Below are 23,903 nucleotides of genomic sequence, written 5' to 3' on the forward strand. Positions count from 1 at the left end.
ATCCCGCGTAAGTTCGACACTTTTCCGTCAACCCCGCAGAGCCTCGCCCGAGGTGCGCGCCGCCGGTACGAGGCCGCCCGCACGGGGCGGGTCGGGCTCCGGGTCTCCCCGGGTCGCCTGCCATTCGGCGAGGAGGCGGTCGTAGATCGGCGTGAGGCCTTCCGCGCCGCGGCGGTCCTGCGGGCTCCTGCTCTCGTACTGGTCCATGAGAGGGCCCTACCCGGTACGGCGGGAACGGCCCGGTACCACTGCGGCAACCGGCCCAGCGGGCAGCCCTTTCGGGGGAGTCCGGTCCTGCACCGGCACACACGAGAGGGCCGACGCGTCCCGGGCGGCCTTGGATCGGCAGCCACGTGAACGGGTCGGCCCCACGGGTACGACAGGAGGGACTAGTCGTTGGCCACACCGTTGCCGGACAGGATCGGGATGCTGTCCAGGATGTGCGACAGCGCCTCGTCACCCTTGGCCTGGGTGGAGTTCTCGGTGCACTGCTGGTTCTGCGGCGACGACAGGACGTTGAGGTCCTGGACCGAGATCGGCACGACACCGAGCAGCGAACCGGCGTTGACCTTGGCCGGCAGGGCGATGCAGGGCTTGTTGAGCGAACCCTGGATGAGCGCGAACTGCGGGCTCCAGTCGCCGTGGGTGGCGGAGTTGCCGTACGACTGCATGGCGCCGTTGCCGTTGACCGAGGTGGTGCCCTGGTCGTTGCCGATCGCCATGGCCGAGGGGGCCACCGCGGCGGAGACGCCGACGATGGACGCAGCGACGGCTGCCGACGCCATAATCTTCTTGATCATTGAATAGCCCTTCTGGGGTTTTCTGTTGCCCGCTGTCCTGAGCGCTTTGATCAACTCGCGGCGGCGGGAATGGTTGTGGCGCTTCACTCGAACGGTGCTTCTGCCGTCCGTCTGTTCACGGGAGGTACGGCACCGGAGCGACGCGGAACGCTTTGGATCGGGAACTGCCGCCCTGGGACGGGTCAGCCACCGATCGGGAGGCCGCCCACGAGCGGGCCAGCAGCCTTGGCCGCACCGGTGGCCTGGCCGGCGAGCTTGGTGACGGTGCCGTCCTTCTGCAGCTGCTGGGCGGCGCTGCCGACGGTGTCGACGAGCGGGTCGACGGCCTGCGGGGCCGCCGCAACCACCTGGTTGACACCGCCGTCGAGGCTGAAGTTCGGGGACATCGCGGTGGAAACGGCGAAGGCGGGAGCAGCCGTTCCCAGAGCGACTACGGAGCCGGCAACGAACGCGGCGGTCTTCGCGTATTTCACTTTCGGGTTCCCTTCTGCAGCGGCAGCCGTTTCGGTCGCATCCTCGCGCCGCACCAGCCTTCTTTAGCTGTGACTTCTGCCGCTCTCCCCATGACTAACGACCCGATTGCGGACGGGCAACTGGAGCTTTCGGCTTTTCTCGGAACGGTTCGCGGGACCACTCGATCGATTGCATGACTAATCACTGAATCGGGTGTGACTGCGGGACAGCGGACGCACATCGGTGGTGGACTGTCGGTACTCCGTCCCGCGCGCCCGCCCGGATGTCAGCCCCCAGCCGCCGGCGCACCGCGCCCCGGGCCGGTGGAAATGGCACAGGCCTTTCCACCGCGTCCGGGCAGGGCAGCGAACTCCCGGGGCGGAGAACGCAGGAAAGAGGAAAGCCCCGGATCGCAGGAGATGCGATCCGGGGCAGACCGGCGCCGGGAAAGGCCCCGGCGGTACAGAGATCAGGCGTTGACGCAGGTGTTGCCGAAGGACGGGTTCAGCAGACCGACGACGTTCACGGTGTTGCCGCACAGGTTGATCGGAATGTGGATCGGGACCTGGATGACGTTGCCGGACAGGACGCCCGGGGAGCCCACGGCCACACCCTCGGCGCCGGCGTCGGCGAACGCCGTGCCGGCGGCACCCATCGCCATGAGGGTTCCGGCGGCGACGGCGGCAATCTTGGTGTACTTCACGTTCAACCCTTTCTTTGACGGAGTCCGTAGCGGCAACGAATTTCGTGCCGCACGAGCGCGGGTCCTGAACACTCGTAACTCCGCTGCTGTAATTCGTAACGATTTAAGACGGTAAGCGAAACTCTTCGAGACGAAGATTCCTCAATGTCCGCCCGAATGACGCAGTTCCGATCGCACGACGTCACCGTCGCGATCGACGGCCACGCGCGGGCGGGCCTTTCGGAGGACAGCAGCAGGCCCGAGCCGCTCGGAGGAGGAACGCCCGCGGCTCGGGCCTGAGCACAGCTGGATCAGCTGTTGCCGGCACCGTTGCCGGAGAGGACCGGGATGTCGTCCAGGATGTGCGACAGCGCCTCGTCGCCCTTGGCCTGGGTGGAGTTCTCGGTGCACTGCTGGTTCTGCGGCGACGACAGGACGTTGACGTCCTGGACCGCGATCGGGATGAGGCCGATCAGCGAACCGACGTTGGCCTTGAGCGGCAGGCCGACGCAGGGCTTGTTCAGCGAGCCCTGGACCAGGCCGAACTGGGGGCTGCCGTCGCCGTGGGTCTCGGCGTTGCCGAACGACTGCGAGGCGCCGTTTCCGTTGACCGACGTGGTGCCGCCGTCGTTGCCGATGGCCATCGCCTGCGCGGCGCCGAGACCGAGGATGGAGGCGGCAACGGCACCCGTAGCCAGGACCTTCTTGATCACGATGAACCCTTCTCGTACTGGATGCCCCGTACCGGAGCGCACTGACCAACTCGCTTCCGGACGTTTGGTTATGTCCATTCACCCGAATGCCGAGACTTCACGGACATCCGTGCGAAAGAGGCCGGGTATTCCACAGCGCATTCGGTAGAGGCGCATCTTGATTCAAGCCTCAACAGCCATGCCCCCATCCGGGTCACGTGTGGCCAAATGCGCCGAACCCCGGAAACGAACACCCATGCGTAGTCCGTCCGAGTGGTCACATATTTTTCACGGACTTCACGTTTCCCCGCCACACGTGCGTCGTTATGGGTGGAGTCAAGCCCGCCCGACGGGACGCTCACCCAGCAGTAGTGGCATGCCCGACGGTTGCTGCCGGCTGATGAATGAACTGCGGGCAATGCGCCCGCGCGAAATGTCCTAAGGAAGGGCAACCAATGCGAAAAGCCTTGAGTAAAAGCGTGCTCGTCATGGCGGCGGCGTCAGGCATCCTGACCGCCTCCGGCGGCTACGCCTTCGCGGACGCCTCGGCCGACGGCGCCGCCGTCGGGTCACCCGGAGTCGTTTCGGGCAACGCCGTGCAGGTGCCGGTGCACGTGCCCGTCAACGTCTGCGGCAACACGGTCGACGTGGTCGGCCTGCTGAACCCGGCGTTCGGCAACGAGTGCGAGAACACCGACAGCGGATCGGGCACCGGCGACGCCCAGGGCGCGAGCGCCAACGGCGTCGCGGCCAACTCCCCCGGCGTGCTGTCGGGCAACCTGATCCAGGCCCCGGTGGACATCCCGGTCAACGCCTGCGGCAACACGGTCGACGTCGTCGGCCTGCTGAACCCGGCGTTCGGCAACGAGTGCGAGAACGGTGAGGGCGGGACCGAGACCCCGAAGCCCCCCACGCACCACAAGCCGCCGACGCACCACAAGCCGCCGACCCACCACCAGCCCCCGACGCCGCCGAAGACGGGGCACCATCACCACCACCACAACGGTGACTGCCCTCCCGGCCACCACCACAACCCGCCGACCCACACCCCGCCGAAGCACAACCCCCCGCACCACAACCCGCCCACGCACAACCCGCCGACCCACAACCCGCCCACCCACAACCCGCCGACGCACGCCTGGCACCCCCACAAGCCGGCGCACCACCACAAGCCGCCGCAGATGGCGCACACCGGTGCGAACAGCAACCTGGGCATCGCCGGTGGCGCCAGCGCCGCGATGGTGCTCGGTGGCGGCCTGCTGATGCGCCGCAGCCGCAAGTCGCAGAGCTGACACACCCCACGCACTGAAGGGTCCGGCCGGACAGCCCAAGCTGTCCGGCCGGACCCTTCGTCGTCCCCGTCCGTGCGACGGGGCGGGGCCGTCAGGCCCTGGAGAGCCCCGCGCGGTCCAGGCACGCGGCGATCGTCGCCGTCTCCGCAGCGTCCAGCGGGCGCATCGGCGGGCTCATCACATTGGTGGCGATGATCCCGCGCAGCATGAGCGCGGTCTTGAACGCGCCGAGTCCGGCGGCGGTGGCGGAGGCGGTTCCCGGGCGGGCGGCGCGGATGATGTCGAAGAGCGCGACGAGGCGGTCCTGTTCGGCCGTGGCCGCGGCCCAGTCACCGCGTACCGCGGCTTCGTGCAGGCGTACGTAACCGTGCGGGTCGACGTTGCCGAGCCCGGGGACCGAGCCGTCGGCGCCGCCGAGCATCATCGAGTCGACGACCAGCTCATGGCCGGTGAGCACCGAGAACCCGGGCAGTTCCCGGGCGCCGATGACGAGCCGTCGGAACGAGCCGTCGTCGCCGCTGGAGTCCTTCACCCCGGCCAGGACCCCGTCGGCCGCCAGCGGCAGCAGCAGTTCCGGGTCGAGCTTGCTGTGGACGCAGACCGGCACGTCGTACGCGAGGAGCGGCAGGTCGACGGCGGCCGCCACGTCCCTGAAGTGGCGGTCGATCTCGATGTCGTGGGTGCGGGTGTAGAACGGCGCGGTGACGACGACGGCGTCCGCACCGAGCTCGGCGGCGCGGTTGGCGCGCTCGATGGCACGGTTGGTGGTGGTCTCGATCGCTCCGACGAGGACCGGCACCTGGCCCGCGGCTGCCGCCGTGATGACCTCGATGACCTGGTCCTGCTGTCCCGGCGTCAGATAGGCGGTCTCGCCGGAGCTGCCGAGGGCGAAGAGCCCGCTGACACCACCGTCGAGAAGATGCCCCACGACCCGCTCCAAGGAGGGGCGGTCGAGCTCGCCGTCCGCGGTGAGCGGGGTGACGACGGGCGGGATCACTCCCGAATAGCGGGGGGTTCGGGCGGTCATGCGGTGCTCCTTGCGGACGGTACGGGGATCGGGTCCCCGGAGGGGGACGCGGGGGTCTGGGGGTGGACGCAGTGCCAGCGGTGTCCGTCGGTGCCGTCGGTGCGGACCGGGAAGACCGTGGCGCACGCGTCGTCCGCCTTCCAGCAGCGGGTGCGGAACGGGCAGCCGGTCGGCGGGTTGGTCGCCGAGGGGACCGGGCCGGTGAGCACGATGCGCTCGGTGGTCTCCAGCAGGCTGGGGGTCGCGGAGAGCAGTGCCTCGGTGTACGGGTGCGAGGGGGCACCCGCGACGTCCGCCGCGCGCCCCTCCTCGACGATGCGGCCGAGGTAGAGGACGGCGATGCGGTCGGCGAGGTAGCGCACGGTCTGGATGTCGTGCGAGATGAACACCATGCCGAGGCCGAGCCGTTCGCGCAGGTCCACCAGGAGGTTCAGGACCTGGGCGCGGACCGAGACGTCGAGCGCGGACGTCGGTTCGTCGGCGACGATCAGTTCCGGTTCGAGCGCCAGGGCGCGGGCGATGGCGACGCGCTGGCGCTGGCCGCCGGAGAGCTGTCCGGGCAGTGCGGCCAGGGTGTGGCCGGGGAGGCCGACCAGGTCGAGGAGTTCCTCGACGCGTGCCTCGCGCTCCTCGCGGGTGCCGCGGCGGTGCACGTCGAGCGGGTCGCGCAGGATCTGGCGGACCGTGAGCCGGGGGTTGAGGGCGGTGGAGGGGTCCTGGAAGACGACGCCGACGGCGGAGCCGAAGTCGTCGCGCCGCTGGGTCCCGGACATCTCCCACAGGTTCTTGCCGTGGAAGGTGACCGTGCCCTCGGTGGGCTTCTGCAGACCGGTCAGCACCCGGGCCATCGTCGACTTGCCGCAGCCGGACTCGCCGACCAGGCCGACGATCTCGCCGCGCTTGACCTCCAGGCTCGTGTCGGTGAGGGCGTGCACGGCGTCGCGGCGGAACACGCCTCCGCTGCGTGCCTTGTGGCGTACGTGGACGCCGTCGAGCCTGATCACAGGGCGCTCCCTTCCAGCTGTGCGGCCTTCGCCGGGTGGTGGCAGGCGAAGCCGTGGTCGTGCGCGCTGCCGCGTGCGGTGAGTGCGGGGGTGGTGGTGCGGCACAGTTCGGTGGCGGCGCCGCAGCGCGAGGCGAACCGGCAGCCCTCGCCGAAGCCCTGGGGTGCGGGGACGACGCCGCGGATCTGGTGGAGCCGTTCGGCGCCCGCCTCAAGGGAGACGACCGAGCCGAGCAGGCCGCGGCTGTAGTGGTGGGTGGGGTCGGTGAGTACGGAGCGGGTGTCGCCGATCTCGGCCAGCCGGCCCGCGTACATCACCGCGACGCGGTGCGACAGGTCGCCGACGAGGGCGAGGTCGTGGCTGACGAGCACCATCGCGAAGCCGAGTTCCTCGCGCAGCCGGACGAGGAGTTCGACGACCTGGGCCTGGACGGTGACGTCGAGGGCGGTGGTCGGTTCGTCCGCGATGAGCAGGCGGGGGCTGCGGGACAGCGCCATGGCGATCAGGACGCGCTGGCGCTGGCCGCCGGAGAGTTCGTGCGGGTAGCTGCGCAGGGTGCGTTCGGGTGCGAGGCCGACCAGGTCGAGGAGTTCGGCCGGGGTCTTCGTACCGCCGCGCGAGGTGAGCTGCTTGAGCTGGGTGCCCACGAGCACGGACGGGTTGAGGGAGGAGAGCGCGTCCTGGTAGACCATCGCGATCTCGGGGCCCATCAGGGCGCGGCGTTCCTTCGGCGGGAGCTTCAGCAGGTCCCGGCCGCGGTAGAGGATCTCGCCGCTGACCTCGGCGTTGCGGGCGAGGAGGCCCATGACGGCGAGGCTGGTGATGGACTTGCCGCAGCCGGACTCGCCGACCAGGCCGAGGGTCTCGCCCTCGTGGACGGTGAAGTCCAGGGAGTCGACGACCGGGACGGTGCCGTACCGGTCGGGGAAGCGGATGGCGAGGTCCCGTACGACCAGGAGTTCGGCGGCGTCCTCCGGTACCGGGGTGATGGCCGGCCCGTTCGCGTGGATGCGCTCCGCGAGCTTGGTGAGGGCGGCGTCGATGTCCACGGTGGAGCTCGCCTCCACCGGGTCCGGTGCCGTGGTGTGGGAGGGGTCCGCGCCGGCACGGGCCTTCTTCGGGGCCGCCGAGGCGTCGGTGAGGCCCTCGGAGAGGATGTTCAGCGCGAGCACGGTGACCAGCAGGGCGAGGCCCGGGAAGAACGTGGCCCACCAGCCGCCCGCGAGGAGGATCTGCCGGCCGTAGGCCAGGACGCTGCCCCAGCTGGGGTCGGGGTCCTGCACACCGGCGCCGATGAAGGAGAGGCTCGCCTCGAAGATGATCGCCTCCGCGACCATCACGGTGGCGAACACCATGACCGGGGCCATGCAGTTGACGGCGACGTGGCGCAGCACGATGTAGCCGCGCCGGGCGCCGATGACCTTCTCGGCCGCGACGTAGTCCTCGCCGTACTGGGAGAGGACGTTGGCGCGGACCACCCGGGCCAGCGACGGGGTGTAGACGAAGGCGATGGTGAAGATGATGACCGGGATGCTGGTGCCGAAGACCGCGACGAGGACGGCGGCCAGGGCGATCGGCGGGAACGACATCACCACGTCGAGGGTGCGCATCACGGACTCGTCGCCGAGCTTGCGCGAGGTGGCGGCGAGTGCGCCGAGCAGGGCGCCGGCGATCAGGGCCAGGGCGGTCGAGCCGAGTCCGATGATCAGCGAGTAGCGCGAGCCGTGCACGACGCGGGCGAAGACGTCGCGGCCGGCCCGGTCGGTGCCGAACCAGTGGTCGGCGCCCGGGGCCTGGACCGGGGTGCCGGTGGTGAGCGGGTCCTGGGTCAGCAGCGGGGCGAACACCGCGCCGAGAATGACGACGAGCAGCACGCAGAGCGCGACGCGGGAGGTGACCGGGAGGGCGCGGAACGCGATGCCCGGTCGGGACAGCTTGTTGGCCAGACGGCCCGTGGTGAACATGTCACACCGTCCTGATGCGGGGGTTGACCAGCAGATAGAGCAGGTCGACGATGACGTTGACCACCAGGAACGCGATGGCGATGGTCAGTACGGTGCCCTGGACCAGCGCGACATCGCCGCCGGTGACACCTTCGAGGATGAGCTTGCCCATGCCGGGCAGGTCGAAGATCGCTTCGATGACGACGGCGCCGCTGAGCAGGTAGCCGACCTTGACGCCGAGCACGGTGAGCGGGGTGACGAGCGCGTTGCGCAGCACCGAGCGGATCACCAGGAACACCGGCAGGCCGTTGCCGCGTGCGGTCCGGACGTAGTCGCGGTCGAGTTCGGCGACCATCGAGGTCCGGACGAGACGGGCGAGCGACGCCGCGACGGGCACCGCGAGCGAGAAGGCGGGCAGTGCCATGGTGCTGAGCCAGCCGCCGAAGGAGTCGGCCGGGTTGGTGTAGCCGCCGGTCGGGAAGATCCGGGTGTTGAGTGCGAACTGCTGGATGAGCAGGACACCGAGCCAGAACGACGGGACGGCGACCCCGGCCATGGAGAGCACCCGGAACAGCTGGTCGGGCCAGCGGTCGCGGTACATCGCGCCGACGACGCCGAAGACGACGGCCAGGACGATCGCGAGGATCAGGCCGAGGACGGTCAGCTGGAGGGTGAGCGGGAAGGCGGCGGTGATCCGGTCGACGACGGGCTGGCTCGGCGGGACGGTCATCCCGAGGTCGAAGTGGAGCAGCTGGCCGAGGAAGTGGAAGTAGCGGACGGGCAGGGGGTCGTTCAGGCCGTTGGCCTCGGCGAAGGCCGCACGGGCTTCGGGAGTGGAGCTCTCCCCGAGCGCGTTGAAGGCCGGGTCGACCGGCGAGAACTGCAGCACCACGAAGACGAGCAGCGCGATACCGAGGATCATCACCGGCATCATCGCGACGCGGCGCAGCGCGAGCCGGAGAAAAGCAACCATCGTCGGGTTCCTTGCGGTTGGGCGGGCCGGTCCGGGACAGCGGGGTCTGTTGTCCCGGACCGGGCGATCTGGCGCCGGTTGGCCGGCGCCGGGCTGGGGGGCCGGTCAGGCGCGGCTGACGTCCAGGAACGACAGGCCGGTGGTGGGCAGCGGCTTGAAGCCGGGCAGTGCCTTCTCGGTCCAGGCCGTGGGGAGCTTGCGGTGCAGGATCGGGTAGAGCGCGGCCTCGTCGGCGACGAGGTCGGTGACCTGGCCCCACAGCTCCTTGCGCTTCGCCTCGTCGCCCGCCTGGGCGGCCTTGTCGAGGGTCTGCTTGACCTTCTTGTACGCGGCGGACTTGCCCCAGCCGTAGCGGCTCTCGGGCCAGAAGCCGTAGTAGAACCAGCGCAGCAGCAGGTCGGCGTCGTTGCCGAAGACCGACGGGTCACCGGGGGCGACGAGGACCTCGAAGTCGCCCTTGTCGATCTTGGCGTACTGGGCCGGGGACTGGGCGATGCTGAGGGTGACCTTGACGCCCGCCTGCTCCCAGCTCTCCTTCAGCAGCGGGGCGATGTCCTTGACCCAGCCGGTGTCGGTGGTGAGGACGGTGAAGGACAGGTTCTTCACGCCCGCGTCGGCGAGCAGCTGCTTCGCCTTGGCCACGTCGTGCGTGTAGACCGTGGCGGCCTTGTGGTAGTCGGGGTGGGTCGAGGGCACGTAGCCGGTGGCGGCCGCGGCGTTGCCGACCATCGCGGTGGAGATGATCTTCTCGGTGTCCAGGGCGTAGTGCAGCGCCTGGCGCACCCGCTTGTCCGCGAACCGCTTGTCGGCGGTGTTGAACATCAGGAAGAGCAGCCCGAAGGACTGCACGGACTCGGTCTTGGCGGTGCCCGAGAGCCGCTTGACGTCGATGTACGGAACGTCCTCGATGGCCTGGACGCGGCCCGATTCCATCGCGCTGACGCGCGCCGACTGGTCGGACATCAGGCGCCAGACCATCTTCTTGGCCTTGGCGGGGTGGGCGCCGTTGTACTTGTCGTACGCCTCGAAGACGATCTTGTCCTCGCGGGTGGCGGAGACGAACTTGTACGGGCCGGAGCCGACCGGCTTGGCGTCGAAGGCCTTGGGGTCGGGCGCGACGATCTTCTTCGGGACGATCCGGGCCACGGCTATGCGGGACGGGAAGAGCGCGAAGGGGTACTTGAGCTTGAACTCGACCGTGCCGGCGTCGACGGCCTTGACCGTGTCGATGAAGGGCACGAACTGCGCCATCAGCGAGGCGTTCTTCGGGTCCAGGATGCGTTCGAAGCTGAAGACCACGTCGTCGGCGGTGACGGCCGAGCCGTCGTGGAAGGTCGCCCCCTTGCGCAGCGTCGCCCGGTAGGTGGTGGCGTTGATCTTCTTCGGCATCTCGGTGGCGAGCGCGGGGCGTGCCACGAGTGTTGCCGGATCGAGATCAACCAGACCCTCGAAGATGTGCATATTGGCGGCGTACGGGGTCGCGCCCGAGGTGATCATCGGGTCGAAGCCGGTCGACAGCGGGTAGGACAGACCGGCCTCGATGAGGTCGCTGCCGCTGCCCTTGTCCGTCGATCCGTCGGCGGTCGAGGACGGTCCGCCACAGGCGGCAAGGCTGGCCGTGATGGCGGCCGCAGCACCGACAGCACTGGTGTAACGCAGGAAGGTGCGGCGCTCGACACCGGCTGATCTCAGCTCGGGCACGGGTCCTCCAGGGACTTTGAGGTGGGGCATCGGAGGTGGAGACGGGGGGTGGATCGGGTGGTTCACGGGGACCGCGGAACCTGAAGCATCAGACGTCAGATGTCTGATGCCTTGATAGCGTGGGAACGTAGCTTGACAATCGAGAGGGGTCAAGAGGTGGGGAGTTCACATATGTCCGGAACGAGGCCCGGCCGGCAGTTGCTCCGGCAGGAAGTCGTCGACGGCATCAAGCGGTACATCCTCGAGGAACGGCTCCGCCCCGGGGACCCGCTGCCCACCGAGCCCGCCCTGTGCGAGGCCCTCGGCGCCAGCCGCTCCAGCGTCCGCGAGGCCGTCAAGATCCTCAACGCGCTGGACATCGTCGAGGTCCGCCACGGGCACGGCACGTACGTCGGCAGGCTGAGCCTGTCGGCGCTGGTGGAGAGCCTGACCTTCCGCGGGCTGCTCTCCCCCGACGACGACTTCCAGGTGATGTCCGACCTGGTCGACGTGCGCGAGCTCTTCGAGCGCGGGATGGCCGACCGGATCGTCACGCTGCTCACGCCGGAGCAGCTCGACGCACTGGACGGCCTGGTGGCCACGATGCGCGAGACCGGGGCGCAGGAGGGGCACGGTTTCGTGGACGCCGACCGGGCGTTCCACGCGCTGCTCGTCGCCCCGCTGGGCAACGAGCTGATCGGCCAGCTCTCGATGGCCTTCTGGGACGTGTACACGATCGTCGCGCCGCATCTCGACGGGTTCACCCAGGCCGACGAGACGGCGACGGTCGCGGCGCACCAGAACATCGTGGACGCCGCGCGGGCCGGGGACACCGCCGGCTTCATGCAGGCGCTCGGCGAGCACTACGCCCCGGTCAGGCGCAGGATCTCCGAGGCCCGGAGCCGCGACGGCGCCAAGGGCTGAACCGCGCGCCGACCCCTGCGGCGCGACGGCGGCGCCGGGCCCCGTCCCTCCCGGACCAGGCCCGGCGCACCCTTGACGGGCGCCGCGGGGGCTGCCTAGGGTCCGTGTGCCGACAGGACATCTGACGTCATCCGTCTGATGACCTGTGCTTGACCTCGCACCCGGCACCTCCCGCCGCGCCCCCAGGAGGGCACCTCCATGCCGTTGACGGATCTCTCGCTCGCGGACTGCCGCGACTACCGGCCGTCGTTGCCCGTGCCGGCGGACTTCGACGACTTCTGGACCCGGACCCTGGCCGGAGCCGGAGCCGGGGACGGCAGCCGGCAGAAGCCGGTGTTCACCGAGACGGACACGGGGCTCACCCAGATCCGCACCTACGACGTGACGGTTCCCGGCTTCGCCGGCCAACCGGTGCGCGGCTGGCTGCGGATGCCCGCCGGGGCGCGCGAACCGCTCGGCTGCGTCGTGGAGTTCCTCGGCTACGGCCGGGGCCGGGGCCTCGCGCACGAGAACCTGCTGTGGGCGTCGGCCGGTTACGCGCATCTGATCATGGACACCCGCGGTCAGGGCTGGTCCGCGGCGGGCGGCGACACCGCGGATTCGGACGCCGGGGCGGCCGGAGCCGTACCCGGCTTCCTCACCCGTGGCGTCGAGAGCCCCGAAACGTACTACTACCGGCGGCTGTTCACCGACGCGGTGCGCTGTGTCGAGGCGATGCGCGGCCACCCCGAGGTCGATCCGGACCGGATCGTCGTCACCGGGGTGAGCCAGGGCGGGGGTATCGCGCTGGCCGTTTCAGGGCTGGTGCCGGGACTGGCCGGGGTCATGCCGGACGTGCCGTTCCTCTGCGACTTCCCCCGCGCGACGCGGATTTCGGGACGTCCGCCGTTCACCGAGATCGCCGAGTACCTGAAGCTCCACCGCGACCGCACCGAAGCCGTCTTCACCACCCTGGCGTACTTCGACGCGGCGCTGCTCGCCACCCGGGCCACGGCTCCCGCCCTCTTCTCGATCGCCATGATGGACGAGATCTGCCCGCCCTCCACCTGCTTCGCCGCCTACAACAACTACGCCGGGCCCAAGGACGTGACGATCTACGCGTTCAACGGGCACGAGGGCGGCGCGGAGTACCAGCAGCGGGAGCAACTGGCCTGGGTGCGCACCCTGTTCGCCGGCCTGCCGTCGGGGCAGGCCGGACACTCCTGACCGGAGGCACCTTCCGTGCGCAGACGATCCATGCTTCTTGCCGCAGGCGCGGCGGCCCTGAGCACCCAGCTCGGCGGCCGCGCCTTCGCCGCCGGCAGCGGCCCCGTCCTGGACCACGACACTCCCGTGGACCTGGACGGCAGCGAGTACGTCGACCTGTCGAACCAGGTCGGCGTACTCGCCCCGCTCACCACGGGAACCATCGTCGTCACCTTCCGCACCACCAGTCACAACGAGGCGATGACGCTGTTCAGCGCCTCGGACCCCACCGCCCCGTCCTCCAACATCACCCTGAATCTGAGTGGCGGCGCACTCCAGTTCTCCGTACGCGAGAAGGGATCGGTGCTCATCAATGTCATGACCCGGACACGGTACGACGACGGGCTGCGCCACACCGTCGCCGTCACCGTCAACGCCTCCGGCACCACGCTGCACGCCGGCGGACGCGTGGTGTTCCAGACCGCGCGGCACGCCTTCTTCGGCAGCGTCTCCAAGCTCACCGCACTCGCCCTGGGCCGCAACACCGACAGCGACCACCCGGGCGGCGAGTGGTTCTGCACCGGCACCGTCGAACGGGCCGCCGTCTGGGACCGGGTGCTGAACGAGAGCGAACTGGTCGCGCAGTGCCCGCGCCCCGACCTCGCGGACCTGGGCCGGATCTCCACCGTCCTGAACAGCGACACCCCGGCCACCTGGGTCGTCACCGGTGACAGCATCACCCACGGCGCCCTGCACACCAACGGCTGGCGCAGCTACCCGGAACACTGGACGGAGCGCGTCCGCTGGGAGCTGGGCAAGCCGAAGAACCGCGACTTCGTGATCGATTCCGGGGTGAGCGGCGCCACCAGCGCCGAACTCGTCGCACAGTTCGGCGAGCGGGTCACCGCCTTCTCGCCGCAGGTCGTCTCGATCATGATCGGGACGAACGACATCGCGACGTCCGGTCTCGGCCCCGAGACCTACCGGGCCAATCTCCTCTCCCTGGTGCGCTCGGTGCGCGCACTGCCCGGCTCCCCGGTGCCGGTCCTGCAGGCACCCAACCCGGTCGATCCGGCGAAGTGGCCGGGCCGGGTGGGACTTTCGCAGTACGCCCAGGTCATGGGCGAGGTCGCGGCGCAGCAGAACGCGGTCTTCGTCGACCACTACAACGACTGGCTGGACGGCAACGGCGGCCAGGTCCCACTGTCCCTGCTCAGCGACGGGCTCCACCCCAACGAGCGGGGCCACCACCGCGTCGTACTCAAGATGATCAAGGATCTGCGGATCTTCGACGGGAGCAGCCGGGTCTGCTCCCTGCGCATCCCGTAATCCCCGGCGAACCCCCCAATCTCCCACCCTTCGAGAAGCACCACCCCTTCCGAGAAGAGAGATCGTCCATGCAGCGAACCGTCCCTGTCGCCCTGCTCAGCGCCGCCATGCTGGTGGTCACCGTGACCGGCACCGCGCAGGCCGCGGCGCCCGCCCCCGGCACGCTCACGTCCCAGGACCTGACCGTCGACGGCGTGGGCTCCCCCCACTACCGCATCCCGGCCCTGACCACCTCGGTCAAGGGCACCGTGCTGGCCGCGTACGACGCCCGTCCCACCCTCGCGGACCTGCCCTCCAACATCGGCATCGTGCTGCGCCGCAGCACCGACGGCGGTACGACCTGGCAGGCGCAGCAGGTGGTCCGCAAGGATGCCGCGCCCAAGGGCTACGGAGACCCGAGCCTGCTGGTCGACCGGACCACCGGCCGTATCTTCCTGTTCTACGCGGCCGGTGTGAACCAGGGCTTCGCGGGCTCGGCCACCGGCAACGACGAGAGCGACCCCAACGTCCTCCAGGCCGACTACAGCTACTCGGACGACGACGGGCTGACCTGGACCCATCGCCGGATCACCAAGCAGATCAAGGACCCGGCCTGGGCCGGGATGTTCGCCGCGTCCGGCGAGGGCATCCAGCTGCGCAACGGAGCACACAAGGGCCGGCTGATCCAGCAGTACGCCGTCCGTATCAACGGCGCCAACCACGCGGCGAGCGCGTACAGCGACGACCACGGCGCCACCTGGAAGATGGGCAAGCCGGTCGGCCCCGGTGGTGACGAGAACAAGACCGTCGAGCTGAACGACGGCACGGTCATGCTCAACAACCGGTCGAAGCCGTACCGGACGATCGCGTACTCCACGGACGGCGGGGTCACCTACACCCCCTTCGCCCAGGACACCGCGCTCCCCGACCCGGCGAACAACGCCTCGGTCATCCGGTACGCCCCCGACGCCGCGGCCTCGGACCCGCAGTCGTCCTGGCTGCTGTTCAGCAACACCGAGGACACCGGGTCGCGGCGCAACCTCACCGTCAAGATGTCCTGCGACAACGGGAAGACATGGCCGATCAGGAAGGTCGTCGACCCCGGCGCCGCGGCCTACTCGACCCTCACCCGGCTGCCGGACGGCAGGGTCGGACTGCTGTACGAGCGCGGCGACTACGAGCACATCACGTACGACTCGTTCGACCTGAAGTGGCTGGGCGGCACCTGCGCCGACGTCACGATCACCCCGCCCGCCTCGCTCAAGGCGGGGACCAGTGCCCAGGTCACGGTCCGGGTCGTCAACCGGATGGACGTACGCCGGGACGCGGGCACGATCGACCTGACCGTGCCGAGCGGCTGGACCACCGCGCAGACCGCGATCCCGGCGCTGAACCCCGGCCAGGGCGCCAACATCAAGATCCCGGTCACCGTCGCGGCCGGCGCCTCCGGCAGCGCCGCGCTCACCGCGACGTACCGGGCGAACGGCAAGCAGGCCCAGGGCAGTACGACGGTGACGGTCACTCCGTAACCCGGGCGGGTCCCGTACGTCCGGCCGCCGCACGGCGGTTGGACGTGCCCCGCCCCGCGACCGTTGAATGGGTGCGACGCGCGGCAGGCGGAGCAACCGGGAAGTGGTGGCGGACATGGCGGGAGCGGTCTTACGCATCGGGGTGGTCGGCGGGAGCGTCGCCGGGTGTGCCATGGCGATCGCCGGGGCCAGGGCCGGCGCGGAGGTGACGGTCCACGAGCGCAGCGACGCGGCCCTGGAGGACCGGGGGTTCGGCATCGTCATCCCGCCGGCGCTGCACGGGGAGCTGGTCGCGGCCGGCTATCTGGACGCCGCGATGCCGACGGCTCCGGTGCCCTCCCGGGTCTGGCTCACCCGGCAGAGCGGGCGCTCGACGGCGCGCGAACTGGCCCGCCAGGAAGCTGCGGTGACGGCCTGCCACTGGGGCCTCCTGTGGCGCACCCTGCACGCGAACACCAGCGGCGCCGTGCGGTATCACCGGGGCCGGCCCGTCACCGAGGTACGGCGCCACCCCTCGGGCGGCGCCGTGATCCGGACGGCGGACACCGAGCAGCTGTACGACATCGTCGTCGGGGCGGACGGCCCCCGGTCCGTCACCCGGGAGACCGTCGCCCCGGGGGTGCGGCCTGTTCCGGCGGGATACGCCGTGTGGCGGGGCACCCTGCCACTGACCGCGCTCGCCGGTCATCCGCACCTGCTCGAACTGCTGCGCGGCGCGTGGATCACGCTGGGATACCGGGGCGGGCACGGGGTCTTCTACCTGATCCCCGGCGCCGCACCGGACTCCCGGCTGCTGGCCTACGCCGTCTACGGCTCCCCTCCCCCGGTCTCGTGGACCGCCGGGCGCGAGGCGTACGTACGGCGCATCGCCGAGGAGCACTTCCCGGCGGACTGGGCCGGTCTCGTCGGCCGGGGCGAGCACACCTCCACGGCGTACCACCCGGTCACCGATTTCCACGCCCCACAGGTGGCCGACCCCCCGTTCCTGCTGGCGGGCGACGCGGCGAGCATCACCAGACCGCACACCGCCAGCGGCGCGACCAAGGCACTGCAGGACGCCCTCTGCCTGGAACGCGTCCTGCGCGGAGCGTCCTCCCCGGCCGACGCACTGCGCGCGTACGCGGCCGAGCGCTCGCCCGAGGGAGCCAGACTGGTCGACCTCGGCCGCAGACTGGGACGAGCGATGGTCGAACGCACCCCGGACTGGGCGGCGATGGGCCCGTCGGAGGTGGCGACGTGGTCCCGCGCGACGCTGGACGGCGCCGACAGCTACCTGTACGGGGCGGAGGAGGGCTGACGGGGGCGGGGGCGGCCTGCCGGGGGCTCGGCTACGGGCTTCAGGGGCTGTCGTCAGGATCCGTCCGGCCGAGGGCCCCCCGCCGCTCCGCGAGCCGCTCCAGCGACCAGAGGGTCCACGGGTGTTCGGGCCCGAGCACCCGCACCCGGGCATCCGCCACCAGCTCGGCCTGCGTCACCGCTTCTTCCATCAGACCGAGCTCGCCGAGGGCTCTGCTCAGCAAGGAGCGGGCGGCGAGGGTCTTTGGGTGGTCCGGTCCGCAGGCACGCTCGAAGGCTGTGACCACGTCACGGACAAGAGGCAGGGCCCGTGACTGCCGGCCGGCGGCGATCAGGCCGAAGGCGTGGTTGAGTTCGGCGGCCAGAGTGATCGGGTGCCCGGGGCCGACCGCACTGCGGCAGTCCGCCAGCAGCTCGGGTCCGGTGGACGGGTCCAGCTCCGGCCCGGCCGTGAACTCCAGCAGGTACGTTCGCGCGATGAGCGTCGACGGATGGGCCGCGCCCGGCCCGGCGGTCCGGCCCTCGACGACCCGTCGCATCAGCGACACCGCCTCGTCCTTCCGGTCGAGCGCCCAGAACAGCACCGGGGACAACCCGACACAGCTCTCCAGTGTCTCGACGGCATCCGCGCCGAACGTGGCGGTGCAGTCCGCGAGGGCGAGACGGTGGGCCTCCTCCGCCTCCTCGTACCGTCCGATCCGGTAGAGAGCCCGCCCGACCCGTTGACGGATCGCGATCAGCGCAGGGTGGTCCGCGCCCAGCAATCCCGTACCGCGCTCGACCGCGTCCTGCGCCACCGACAGCGCGGACGCGTAGTCGCCCGCCCGGTGCAGGGCCACCACGAGACGCAACGCACAGTCCAGCACCCGCGCCACGGTCGTCGGGCCGACCTCGGTCCACTGGCTCGCCCGACGCAGCAACGCCCGAGTGTGCGGCGCGAAGAGAGCGAGCGGCGGGTCCTCCCGTGTCCACGGCCGCGTCACGTCGGGCAGCAGCGCGCCGAGCAGCTCGGCGGCGGCACCGACAAGCGGGTCACGCCGATCTGCCGGAACACCCCGGGCGATGCTGTCGAGCAGTACCCCGTGGGTGCGCACGCAGCGCGGCGGCCCCGGTACGAGGCGGGTGAGTGAGTGATCGAGGAGGCCACGGAGTGCCATCTCCACCCGCGCCCGGGGCAGCACCGCGCCGATGCCCGTACCGGCCAGCAGAGGGAGCGGCAGCGGGTCGTGGGACCAGCACGCGAGCAGTTGGATCAATGTCGTGGCCTCGGGCAGCCCATGGGCGCGCAGGGCGGCCAGGGACAGCTCCCAGGTGCTGCTGGCAAGATGGCGCGAGTCGTGGCCGCTGCCGTACTCGGCCCCTTGGTCCAGCAGTTCGATGGCGTCTGCCTCCGGCCCCCGGTCGAGAGCCCGTCCGTACTCCGCCATGCTCCACGGACTGATCACCTGGTGCGCCAGGTAGCCGCCCGCCAGGGTGAGCGCCAACGGCAGCCGCCCGAGCCGGTCCGCGATCTCGGCCGCTTCCTCCACCGTCCCGCTCTCCGGCGCCAGATCACACAGCACCCGCGCCGCGTCCTCCCGCGGCAGCACACCCACGTGGTGCAGCTCGGCGCCGGGCCACCAGTGCGCTGCGACCTGCCGTGTGGTGACCAGGGTGGTGCCGCGCGGGCTGGTGCGCAACCAGTTGCCGTCGCGCAGGACGGCAGGGTCGTCGGCGTTGTCGATCACCAGCAGCCATGGCTGGTCGGACCGGTCCAGCCGGTCCCACACCAGGTCCGCGGCTGCCCGCAGCCCGCTGCGCGCGGCGGTGAGCTCGCCTTCGCCCGCACCGCGGTCGGCGGCGACGGCGAGCATTCCGGCGCGTAGTGACGTCAGGTCGGAGGCGTTGACCCACAGTCCGGTCCGGCTGCCGTCGGCGGTCGCGGTCCGGAAGATCTCGGAGGCGACGGCGGTCTTGCCGCAGCCGCCCAGACCGTGGAGCACGTAGACCTGATCGGTTCCGCCGTCCTCAAGGGAGGAACGCAGTCGCGCCATCAGTTCCGACCGGTCGCGCAGGACGACCGGAGGGCGCCCCACGGCCGGCCGCCTCACGGAGTCCGGCGCCGTCCCAGGCGCGGCCGTCCGGGGGTCACCGTGGTGGTGGTGCTCAGTGATGTACTGGTCCCCAGTGGCCTGGTAGACCCGGCCGTTGTCCTCCGCACGGCCCTCGGTCGACCCGCTCACCGCTCGGTGATGCGCAGATCGCGGCCGGCCTGGTAGACCCGGGAGTCGCCGGAGGCTGTGGCGCGCTGTGAGACAGCCGGCCCGGGTGCGGGGCCGGGGGCGAGTTCATCCAGCAGGCTCCGCAGCTCCACCATCACCTCGGGCCGGTCGACCAGCAGCCGCCTGATCCGGCCCTGCCACTCGGCTGCCAGCTCGGCCTCGGAGCCCGGGTCCACCGCCAGGTCCTCCCGGGTGCTGTCCAGCTCGGCGGCCACCGCGTCGGCCCGTTCCGGCCGGGCCCGCCGCCAGAGGGCGACGATGCCGTCCCTGGTGCGCTCCCAGGAGTCGGTCGCCATCAGTGTGACGAGGGTCAGGCTCGCACTCTGTGCGAGCGTGGTCAGCTCCGGGTCCATGGCGCATGCTCCTCGCACTGCCGCGTAATGGTTGTCATATCAGTTGGCCGTGGGGGGTCCGAGCGGGGCAATCTCCCTCTCGAAGAACTCCGAGAACTCCTCGCCCTTGCGGCACAGGGTTTCGAATTCGGCGACTGTTGTCGCGATCTGCCCGGGTTCGGTGAAACGGCGCGCTCCCGCACCCTTCAGTTCCTCGTCGTAGATCACGGCGTACATCACCGAATTGCCCAGGACGACGACCTCGGGCAACGGTGCGTCACGCTCCAGGTCCACGATCTCCCGTGCGTCCAGCACTCGAATCTCCTCGCCCAGCTCCGACCGGAGCCGGAAGGAGTTCATTTCCCACTGGAGATACGGAGTCACCGGGAATTCGACGATACGAAGCCTTCGGAACGCCAGGCCGCGTCCGGCGGATTCCTGGAAGTACGCGGCAACGGAATCCCTTTCGGCCTCGATCAGCCGCAAGGCGGCCGCCCAGTCCCCGGCGGCGAAAGCGTCCCAGCTCGGCGAGCCCTGCTCCTTGAACGTCTGGCCACGTTCGATCTTGGCAAGGAGGCGGATGTCGCTCTTGTGGAACCGACTGAAGTCGGCCAAGTAGTCGGGCCTCGCGAGGACCTCGCCGCCGTTGTCGCGAAAGCACTCAAACACCGGGGATGTCCCCCTTCGCCGCGATGAGCATGCTGCGGGGGATGACCACGAGGCGTTCGTCCACGCCGATCGAGACTCCGTCCGGCAGGCGGGTGCCGAGGGAGGTGGTGAGGTCACGTCCGATCACCGCGACGTCGCCGTTCTCCAGCTCCCAGATGTCCGGGCATTCGGGGCCGGAATTGGTCGCACCCAGTTCCAGGGCCGACTTGCCCAGGCGCCGCTTGAAGTCCGTTCCCGGGTCCGCTTCCCACGGCCTGCTCATGGCGTCGCCCTTCCGCTGCCTCGCCTTCAATATAGCAGTGACGACCTATCAAATTCCTTGCGGAATAAAGCATTTGGCCTGATCGACGGGTTCGGTCGTTCCGTCGGCTTGAGCGCGGCTCAGGCCGGGCTGAGTCTGGTGCGGATGCCGTCGAAGTGGGTGCGCATCGCCCTCACCGCGCGCAGGCCGTCGGCCGCCGCCACCGCCGCGACGATCTCGCGGTGCTGGGCGCAGGTGACCCAAGGGTCCTGGTGGCCGTCGTCGAGGTCCTCGCGCACCCGGTCCATCGCCGCCCAGAAGGCGTCGAGCACCTCGCTGAGCAGGTGGTTGTCGAGCGAGGCGTACAGCGCGAGGTGGAAGGCCCGGTCGGTGGCGCGGGCGACCCGGCCGGTGCCGGCCTCCTGTTCCATCTGCACCACCAGCGCGCGCAGCACTTCGATGTCCTCGTCCGGGACCCCGGCCGCGACGGAGCCCACCAGCCCCGCCTCCAGGGCTTCGCGCACCTTCATCAGCTCGGCGAGGCCCGGTTCGCCCTGGCGGTGGCGGACCGCCGCACGGAAGGCGAGCCCCTCGGCGAACGGTGACAGGGAGAGCGAGCCGACGAAGGTGCCGAATCCGCGCCGGATCTCGACGACGTTGACCGCCTGGAGCGACTTGAGCGCCTCGCGCACCGATACCCGTCCGGCGCCGAAGAGCTCCATCAGCTCGGCCTCCGTGGGCAGTGCGTCGCCGGGCGCGAGCCGGCGTTCCAGGATCAGTTCCTTGATCCTGCGCTCGATGTCCTGAGCCATGGTGGGCCGCGCCACAACGTCCTCCTGAGGTGCCGTTGCCCCTTGACCGGTCACAGGAGCATCTGTTTAAGGTGAAGCAAGACATAGGACATCTTACGTCTCACGTCTCGATCCGCGTAGCCGTACGGGCCCCGGATCGGTATCCCGATCAGCTGGAGCCTCCACCATGCCTCTGACCGCACCGCTGCACGGCGTAGTCCCGCCGGTCTGCACCCCGCTCGACCCCCGCGGGGAGGTCGACACCACGTCCCTCGCCCGGCTCGTCGAGCACCTCGTCGCCGGGGGCGTGCACGGACTCTTCGCGCTCGGGTCCACCAGCGAGGTCGCCTACCTCACCGACGAACAGCGCGCGACGGTCCTGGAGACCGTGGTCAACGCGACCGACGGCCGGGTCCCGGTGCTGGCCGGGGTCATCGACACCACCACGGCCCGGGTCGTCGAGCATGCCAGGTCCGCCGCCCAGCTGGGCGCTGACGCACTGGTCGCGACCGCGCCGTTCTACACCCGCACCCACGGCAAGGAGATCGCCGGGCACTTCCGCCGGCTCCGTGCCGAGGTGGACCTGCCGCTGTTCGCGTACGACATCCCGGTCGCCGTGCACAGCAAGCTGTCCGCCGCGCTGGTCCGTGAGCTCGCCGAGGACGGCACCCTGGCCGGGCTCAAGGACAGCAGCGGCGACGAGGGCGGGCTGCGCAGGCTCGTCGTCGAGCTCGGTGGCCGTGAGGGGCGCGCGCAGGGTCCGGTGCCGGAGTTCAGCATCCTCACCGGCTCCGAACTGACCGTGGACGCGGCGCTGCTGGCCGGGGCCGACGGCGTCGTCCCGGGTATCGGCAACGTGGACCCGTCCGGCTATGTGCGGCTCTACGAGGCCGCGCGGGCCGGGGACTGGGCGCTGGCCGCGAAGGAGCAGGAGCGGCTCATCAAGCTGTTCGCCATGGTCGACGTCGGTCCAGAGGCGGACATGGGGCGCAGTTCCTCGGCGCTCGGCTCGTTCAAGTCGGCGCTCCGGCTGCTGGGCATCATCGACTGCGGCGACACGGCGTTCCCGCAGATCCAGCTGTCCGCCGAATCCGTCGCGCTGGTCTCCGGACTGCTGCGCGCCGCCGGTCTGCCGCCGGTCCGATGACCTCGGCAGCTCGGACAGCGCAGGCCGGGCGGCCGGTCGTCGGCCTCGACCTCGGCGGTACGAAGATCGCCGCCGCGCTCCTCGGCGCCGACGGCACGATCCTGGCCCGGCACAGCCGTCCCACCCCGGCCCGTGACGGTGCGGCGGCGGTGCTCGACGCACTCGCCGCCGCCGCGGCCGAGGTCGACCCCGGCAAGGCCGCCGCGGTGCTCGGCATCGCGGCGGCCGGGGTGATCGACCCCCGCACCGGCATGGTCACCAGCGCCACCGACTCCATCCGCGGCTGGGCCGGCACCGCTCTGGGCGCCGGTCTCGCGGACCGTACCGGGTACCCGGTGGCCTGCGACAACGACGTACGCGCCACGGCCGGGCCGGAACTCGCGGCGCTGGGCGCGGACGGTACCGGACACGGCTCGCTGCTCTTCGCCGCCATAGGCACCGGGGTCGGCGGCGCGATAGCCGCCGACGGACGGATGCTGCACGGCGCGTCCGGCATCGCCGGGCACCTCGGCCATCTGCCCAGCCCGGAGGCGGCCGGGCTGCCCTGCACCTGTGGCGCCACCGGCCACCTGGAGGTCATCGCCTCCGGGCCCGGTATCGCCGCCCACTACGAGCGGCTGACCGGCGCCCCGGTGGACCGGCTGGAGACCGTCGCCGCGTGGGCCGCGCGGGGCGACACCGACGCCGTGTCCGCCATCACCACCGGCGCGGCCGCCGCCGGTCATGTGCTCGGCGGACTCGCCAACGCCTTCGGCCCCGACCGGGTCGTCGTCGGCGGCGGGGTCCCGCGCATCGGCGCCCTGTACGAGGACGCCCTGCGGGCGGCCTTCACCTCGGAACTGATGGAGCCGCTGCGCGGGCTCGTACCGCGGGCTCCGCTCCTCGGCCACGACGCGGCCGTGCTCGGAGCGGCCGCCCTGACCACCACCCTTCCCCTCCACCACCCGGGAGCTCTCCGATGACCGCACAGAAACTGGCCGCCCTCCTCGAGGGCAAGCTGATCGTGTCCTGCCAGGCCCCGCCCGGTGACCCCATGCGCGAGACCGCCACCCTGGTGCGCCTCGCGCAGTCGGCGGTCGCCGGTGGCGGCGCCGCGATCCGGGCCAACGAACCGGCGGTCGTCGCCGCGATCGTCGAGACCGTCGACCTGCCGGTCATCGGCCTCTGGAAGGACGGCGACATCGGGGTCTACATCACGCCGACCGTCCGGCACGCCCTGGCGGTCGCCGAGGCGGGTGCGGCCGTCGTCGCCGCCGACGCCACCGACCGGCCGCGCCCCGACGGCTCGACGTTCGCCGAGCTCGTCGAGGCCGTGCACGCGGCCGGCGCCCTGGTCATGGCCGATGTCTCCACCCTCGAAGAGGGCGTGGCGGCGGCCCGGCTGGGGGCGGACTTCGTCTCCACGACGCTGTCCGGCTACGTTCCCGGCACCCCGAAGCAGACCGGCCCCGACCTCGATCTGGTCGCCGCGCTGTCCGCCGCGATCGACGTCCCGGTCGTCGCGGAAGGCCGTATCAACACCCCGGAGGAGGCGGCCGAGGCCCTGCGCCGCGGCGCGCACAGCGTCGTCGTCGGCACCGCCATCACCGCGCCCACGGCCCTGACCGCCCGCTTCGTCGCAGGCATCGCCCGGCCCTGACCCTCCCCCCACCACGCGGGGCGGCTGTTCAAGGG

At 70.9% G+C, this 23,903-nt stretch carries 24 protein-coding genes; 9 read left to right on the plus strand and 15 right to left on the minus strand.

The window, feature by feature from the left end:
- Nucleotides 1-27: 27 nt before the first annotated feature.
- The 5 genes from ACIQM0_RS16575 to ACIQM0_RS16595 all read right to left on the minus strand — a co-directional run bounded on the left by ACIQM0_RS16575 (nt 28) and on the right by ACIQM0_RS16595 (nt 2,648).
- A complete protein-coding gene (locus ACIQM0_RS16575) occupies nt 28-207 on the minus strand; it encodes a hypothetical protein (protein WP_401286819.1) in 180 nt (59 codons plus the stop codon).
- A 182-nt stretch (nt 208-389) separates the two neighbouring features.
- Entirely contained in the window at nt 390-800 is a 411-nt protein-coding gene (locus tag ACIQM0_RS16580) for a rodlin (protein ID WP_401286822.1), read from the minus strand.
- 182 nt (nt 801-982) lie between these two features.
- Nucleotides 983-1,273 carry a hypothetical protein gene (locus ACIQM0_RS16585; RefSeq protein WP_401286825.1) on the minus strand — a complete coding sequence of 97 codons (291 nt, stop codon included), beginning with the start codon at nt 1,271-1,273 and terminating at the stop codon, nt 983-985.
- A 449-nt stretch (nt 1,274-1,722) separates the two neighbouring features.
- A complete protein-coding gene (locus tag ACIQM0_RS16590) occupies nt 1,723-1,956 on the minus strand; it encodes a chaplin (RefSeq protein ID WP_401286827.1) in 234 nt (77 codons plus the stop codon).
- Nucleotides 1,957-2,246: 290 nt separating this feature from the next.
- Entirely contained in the window at nt 2,247-2,648 is a 402-nt protein-coding gene (locus ACIQM0_RS16595) for a rodlin (RefSeq protein WP_385037492.1), read from the minus strand.
- 434 nt (nt 2,649-3,082) lie between these two features.
- On the opposite strand from ACIQM0_RS16595, the gene ACIQM0_RS16600 reads away from it, so the two are divergent.
- Entirely contained in the window at nt 3,083-3,919 is an 837-nt protein-coding gene (locus ACIQM0_RS16600; protein ID WP_401286830.1) for a chaplin family protein, read from the plus strand.
- A gap of 91 nt (nt 3,920-4,010) precedes the next feature.
- Here ACIQM0_RS16600 and ACIQM0_RS16605 read toward each other — a convergent pair whose 3' ends face one another.
- The 5 genes from ACIQM0_RS16605 to ACIQM0_RS16625 all read right to left on the minus strand — a co-directional run bounded on the left by ACIQM0_RS16605 (nt 4,011) and on the right by ACIQM0_RS16625 (nt 10,567).
- Nucleotides 4,011-4,946, minus strand: a complete 936-nt coding sequence (locus ACIQM0_RS16605; protein WP_363020949.1) for a dihydrodipicolinate synthase family protein — start codon at nt 4,944-4,946, stop codon at nt 4,011-4,013.
- Nucleotides 4,943-5,950, minus strand: a complete 1,008-nt coding sequence (locus tag ACIQM0_RS16610) for an ABC transporter ATP-binding protein (protein WP_363020950.1) — start codon at nt 5,948-5,950, stop codon at nt 4,943-4,945. The genes ACIQM0_RS16605 and ACIQM0_RS16610 overlap by 4 nt, the downstream gene beginning before the upstream one ends.
- The gene (locus ACIQM0_RS16615) at nt 5,947-7,914 is read right to left on the minus strand and encodes a dipeptide/oligopeptide/nickel ABC transporter permease/ATP-binding protein (protein WP_401286834.1); all 1,968 of its coding nucleotides are present in this window, start codon (nt 7,912-7,914) and stop codon (nt 5,947-5,949) included. The genes ACIQM0_RS16610 and ACIQM0_RS16615 overlap by 4 nt, the downstream gene beginning before the upstream one ends.
- 1 nt (nt 7,915) lies before the next feature.
- Complete coding sequence (locus ACIQM0_RS16620; RefSeq protein ID WP_385346996.1) at nt 7,916-8,866, minus strand: ABC transporter permease; 951 nt, start codon at nt 8,864-8,866, stop codon at nt 7,916-7,918.
- Nucleotides 8,867-8,971: 105 nt separating this feature from the next.
- Nucleotides 8,972-10,567 (minus strand): ABC transporter substrate-binding protein, encoded by a 1,596-nt coding sequence (locus ACIQM0_RS16625; protein ID WP_401286837.1) that lies wholly within the window; start codon nt 10,565-10,567, stop codon nt 8,972-8,974.
- Between the two features lie 171 nt (nt 10,568-10,738).
- Between ACIQM0_RS16625 and ACIQM0_RS16630 the strand changes: the two genes are divergently transcribed.
- The 5 genes from ACIQM0_RS16630 (at nt 10,739) to ACIQM0_RS16650 (ending at nt 16,789) form a co-directional block, all read left to right on the plus strand.
- Complete coding sequence (locus tag ACIQM0_RS16630) at nt 10,739-11,470, plus strand: FadR/GntR family transcriptional regulator (RefSeq protein ID WP_363020954.1); 732 nt, start codon at nt 10,739-10,741, stop codon at nt 11,468-11,470.
- 198 nt (nt 11,471-11,668) lie between these two features.
- The gene (locus tag ACIQM0_RS16635) at nt 11,669-12,676 is read left to right on the plus strand and encodes an acetylxylan esterase (RefSeq protein WP_401286840.1); all 1,008 of its coding nucleotides are present in this window, start codon (nt 11,669-11,671) and stop codon (nt 12,674-12,676) included.
- Between the two features lie 30 nt (nt 12,677-12,706).
- Nucleotides 12,707-13,984, plus strand: a complete 1,278-nt coding sequence (locus tag ACIQM0_RS16640) for a GDSL-type esterase/lipase family protein (RefSeq protein ID WP_401286842.1) — start codon at nt 12,707-12,709, stop codon at nt 13,982-13,984.
- Nucleotides 13,985-14,052: 68 nt separating this feature from the next.
- The gene (locus ACIQM0_RS16645) at nt 14,053-15,492 is read left to right on the plus strand and encodes an exo-alpha-sialidase (RefSeq protein WP_401286844.1); all 1,440 of its coding nucleotides are present in this window, start codon (nt 14,053-14,055) and stop codon (nt 15,490-15,492) included.
- A 115-nt stretch (nt 15,493-15,607) separates the two neighbouring features.
- Complete coding sequence (locus tag ACIQM0_RS16650; protein WP_401286846.1) at nt 15,608-16,789, plus strand: FAD-dependent monooxygenase; 1,182 nt, start codon at nt 15,608-15,610, stop codon at nt 16,787-16,789.
- A gap of 40 nt (nt 16,790-16,829) precedes the next feature.
- Here ACIQM0_RS16650 and ACIQM0_RS16655 read toward each other — a convergent pair whose 3' ends face one another.
- The 5 genes from ACIQM0_RS16655 to ACIQM0_RS16675 all read right to left on the minus strand — a co-directional run bounded on the left by ACIQM0_RS16655 (nt 16,830) and on the right by ACIQM0_RS16675 (nt 21,118).
- Nucleotides 16,830-19,010, minus strand: a complete 2,181-nt coding sequence (locus ACIQM0_RS16655; RefSeq protein WP_401286849.1) for a tetratricopeptide repeat protein — start codon at nt 19,008-19,010, stop codon at nt 16,830-16,832.
- A complete protein-coding gene (locus ACIQM0_RS16660) occupies nt 19,007-19,402 on the minus strand; it encodes a hypothetical protein (RefSeq protein ID WP_401286852.1) in 396 nt (131 codons plus the stop codon). The genes ACIQM0_RS16655 and ACIQM0_RS16660 overlap by 4 nt, the downstream gene beginning before the upstream one ends.
- Nucleotides 19,403-19,441: 39 nt before the next feature.
- Entirely contained in the window at nt 19,442-20,050 is a 609-nt protein-coding gene (locus ACIQM0_RS16665; RefSeq protein ID WP_401286855.1) for a DUF6879 family protein, read from the minus strand.
- Nucleotides 20,043-20,312: a hypothetical protein gene (locus ACIQM0_RS16670; protein ID WP_363020961.1), complete on the minus strand. Its 270-nt coding sequence runs from the start codon at nt 20,310-20,312 to the stop codon at nt 20,043-20,045. Before ACIQM0_RS16670 ends, ACIQM0_RS16665 begins: the two co-directional genes overlap by 8 nt.
- A 119-nt stretch (nt 20,313-20,431) precedes the next feature.
- Nucleotides 20,432-21,118 (minus strand): FadR/GntR family transcriptional regulator, encoded by a 687-nt coding sequence (locus ACIQM0_RS16675; RefSeq protein WP_401286859.1) that lies wholly within the window; start codon nt 21,116-21,118, stop codon nt 20,432-20,434.
- A gap of 151 nt (nt 21,119-21,269) precedes the next feature.
- Between ACIQM0_RS16675 and ACIQM0_RS16680 the strand changes: the two genes are divergently transcribed.
- Genes ACIQM0_RS16680 through ACIQM0_RS16690 form a run of 3 tightly spaced genes read left to right on the plus strand, consistent with a single transcriptional unit; the run spans nt 21,270 to nt 23,868 of the window.
- Nucleotides 21,270-22,229, plus strand: coding sequence for a dihydrodipicolinate synthase family protein (locus ACIQM0_RS16680; protein ID WP_401286861.1), 960 nt, complete (start codon nt 21,270-21,272; stop codon nt 22,227-22,229).
- Nucleotides 22,226-23,191: an ROK family protein gene (locus tag ACIQM0_RS16685; RefSeq protein WP_401286864.1), complete on the plus strand. Its 966-nt coding sequence runs from the start codon at nt 22,226-22,228 to the stop codon at nt 23,189-23,191. Before ACIQM0_RS16680 ends, ACIQM0_RS16685 begins: the two co-directional genes overlap by 4 nt.
- Complete coding sequence (locus ACIQM0_RS16690) at nt 23,188-23,868, plus strand: N-acetylmannosamine-6-phosphate 2-epimerase (RefSeq protein ID WP_385026316.1); 681 nt, start codon at nt 23,188-23,190, stop codon at nt 23,866-23,868. Before ACIQM0_RS16685 ends, ACIQM0_RS16690 begins: the two co-directional genes overlap by 4 nt.
- Nucleotides 23,869-23,903 lie beyond the last annotated feature (35 nt).

Origin of the sequence: Streptomyces sp. NPDC091387 (assembly GCF_044756945.1) — a bacterium.
GTDB lineage: Bacteria > Actinomycetota > Actinomycetes > Streptomycetales > Streptomycetaceae > Streptomyces.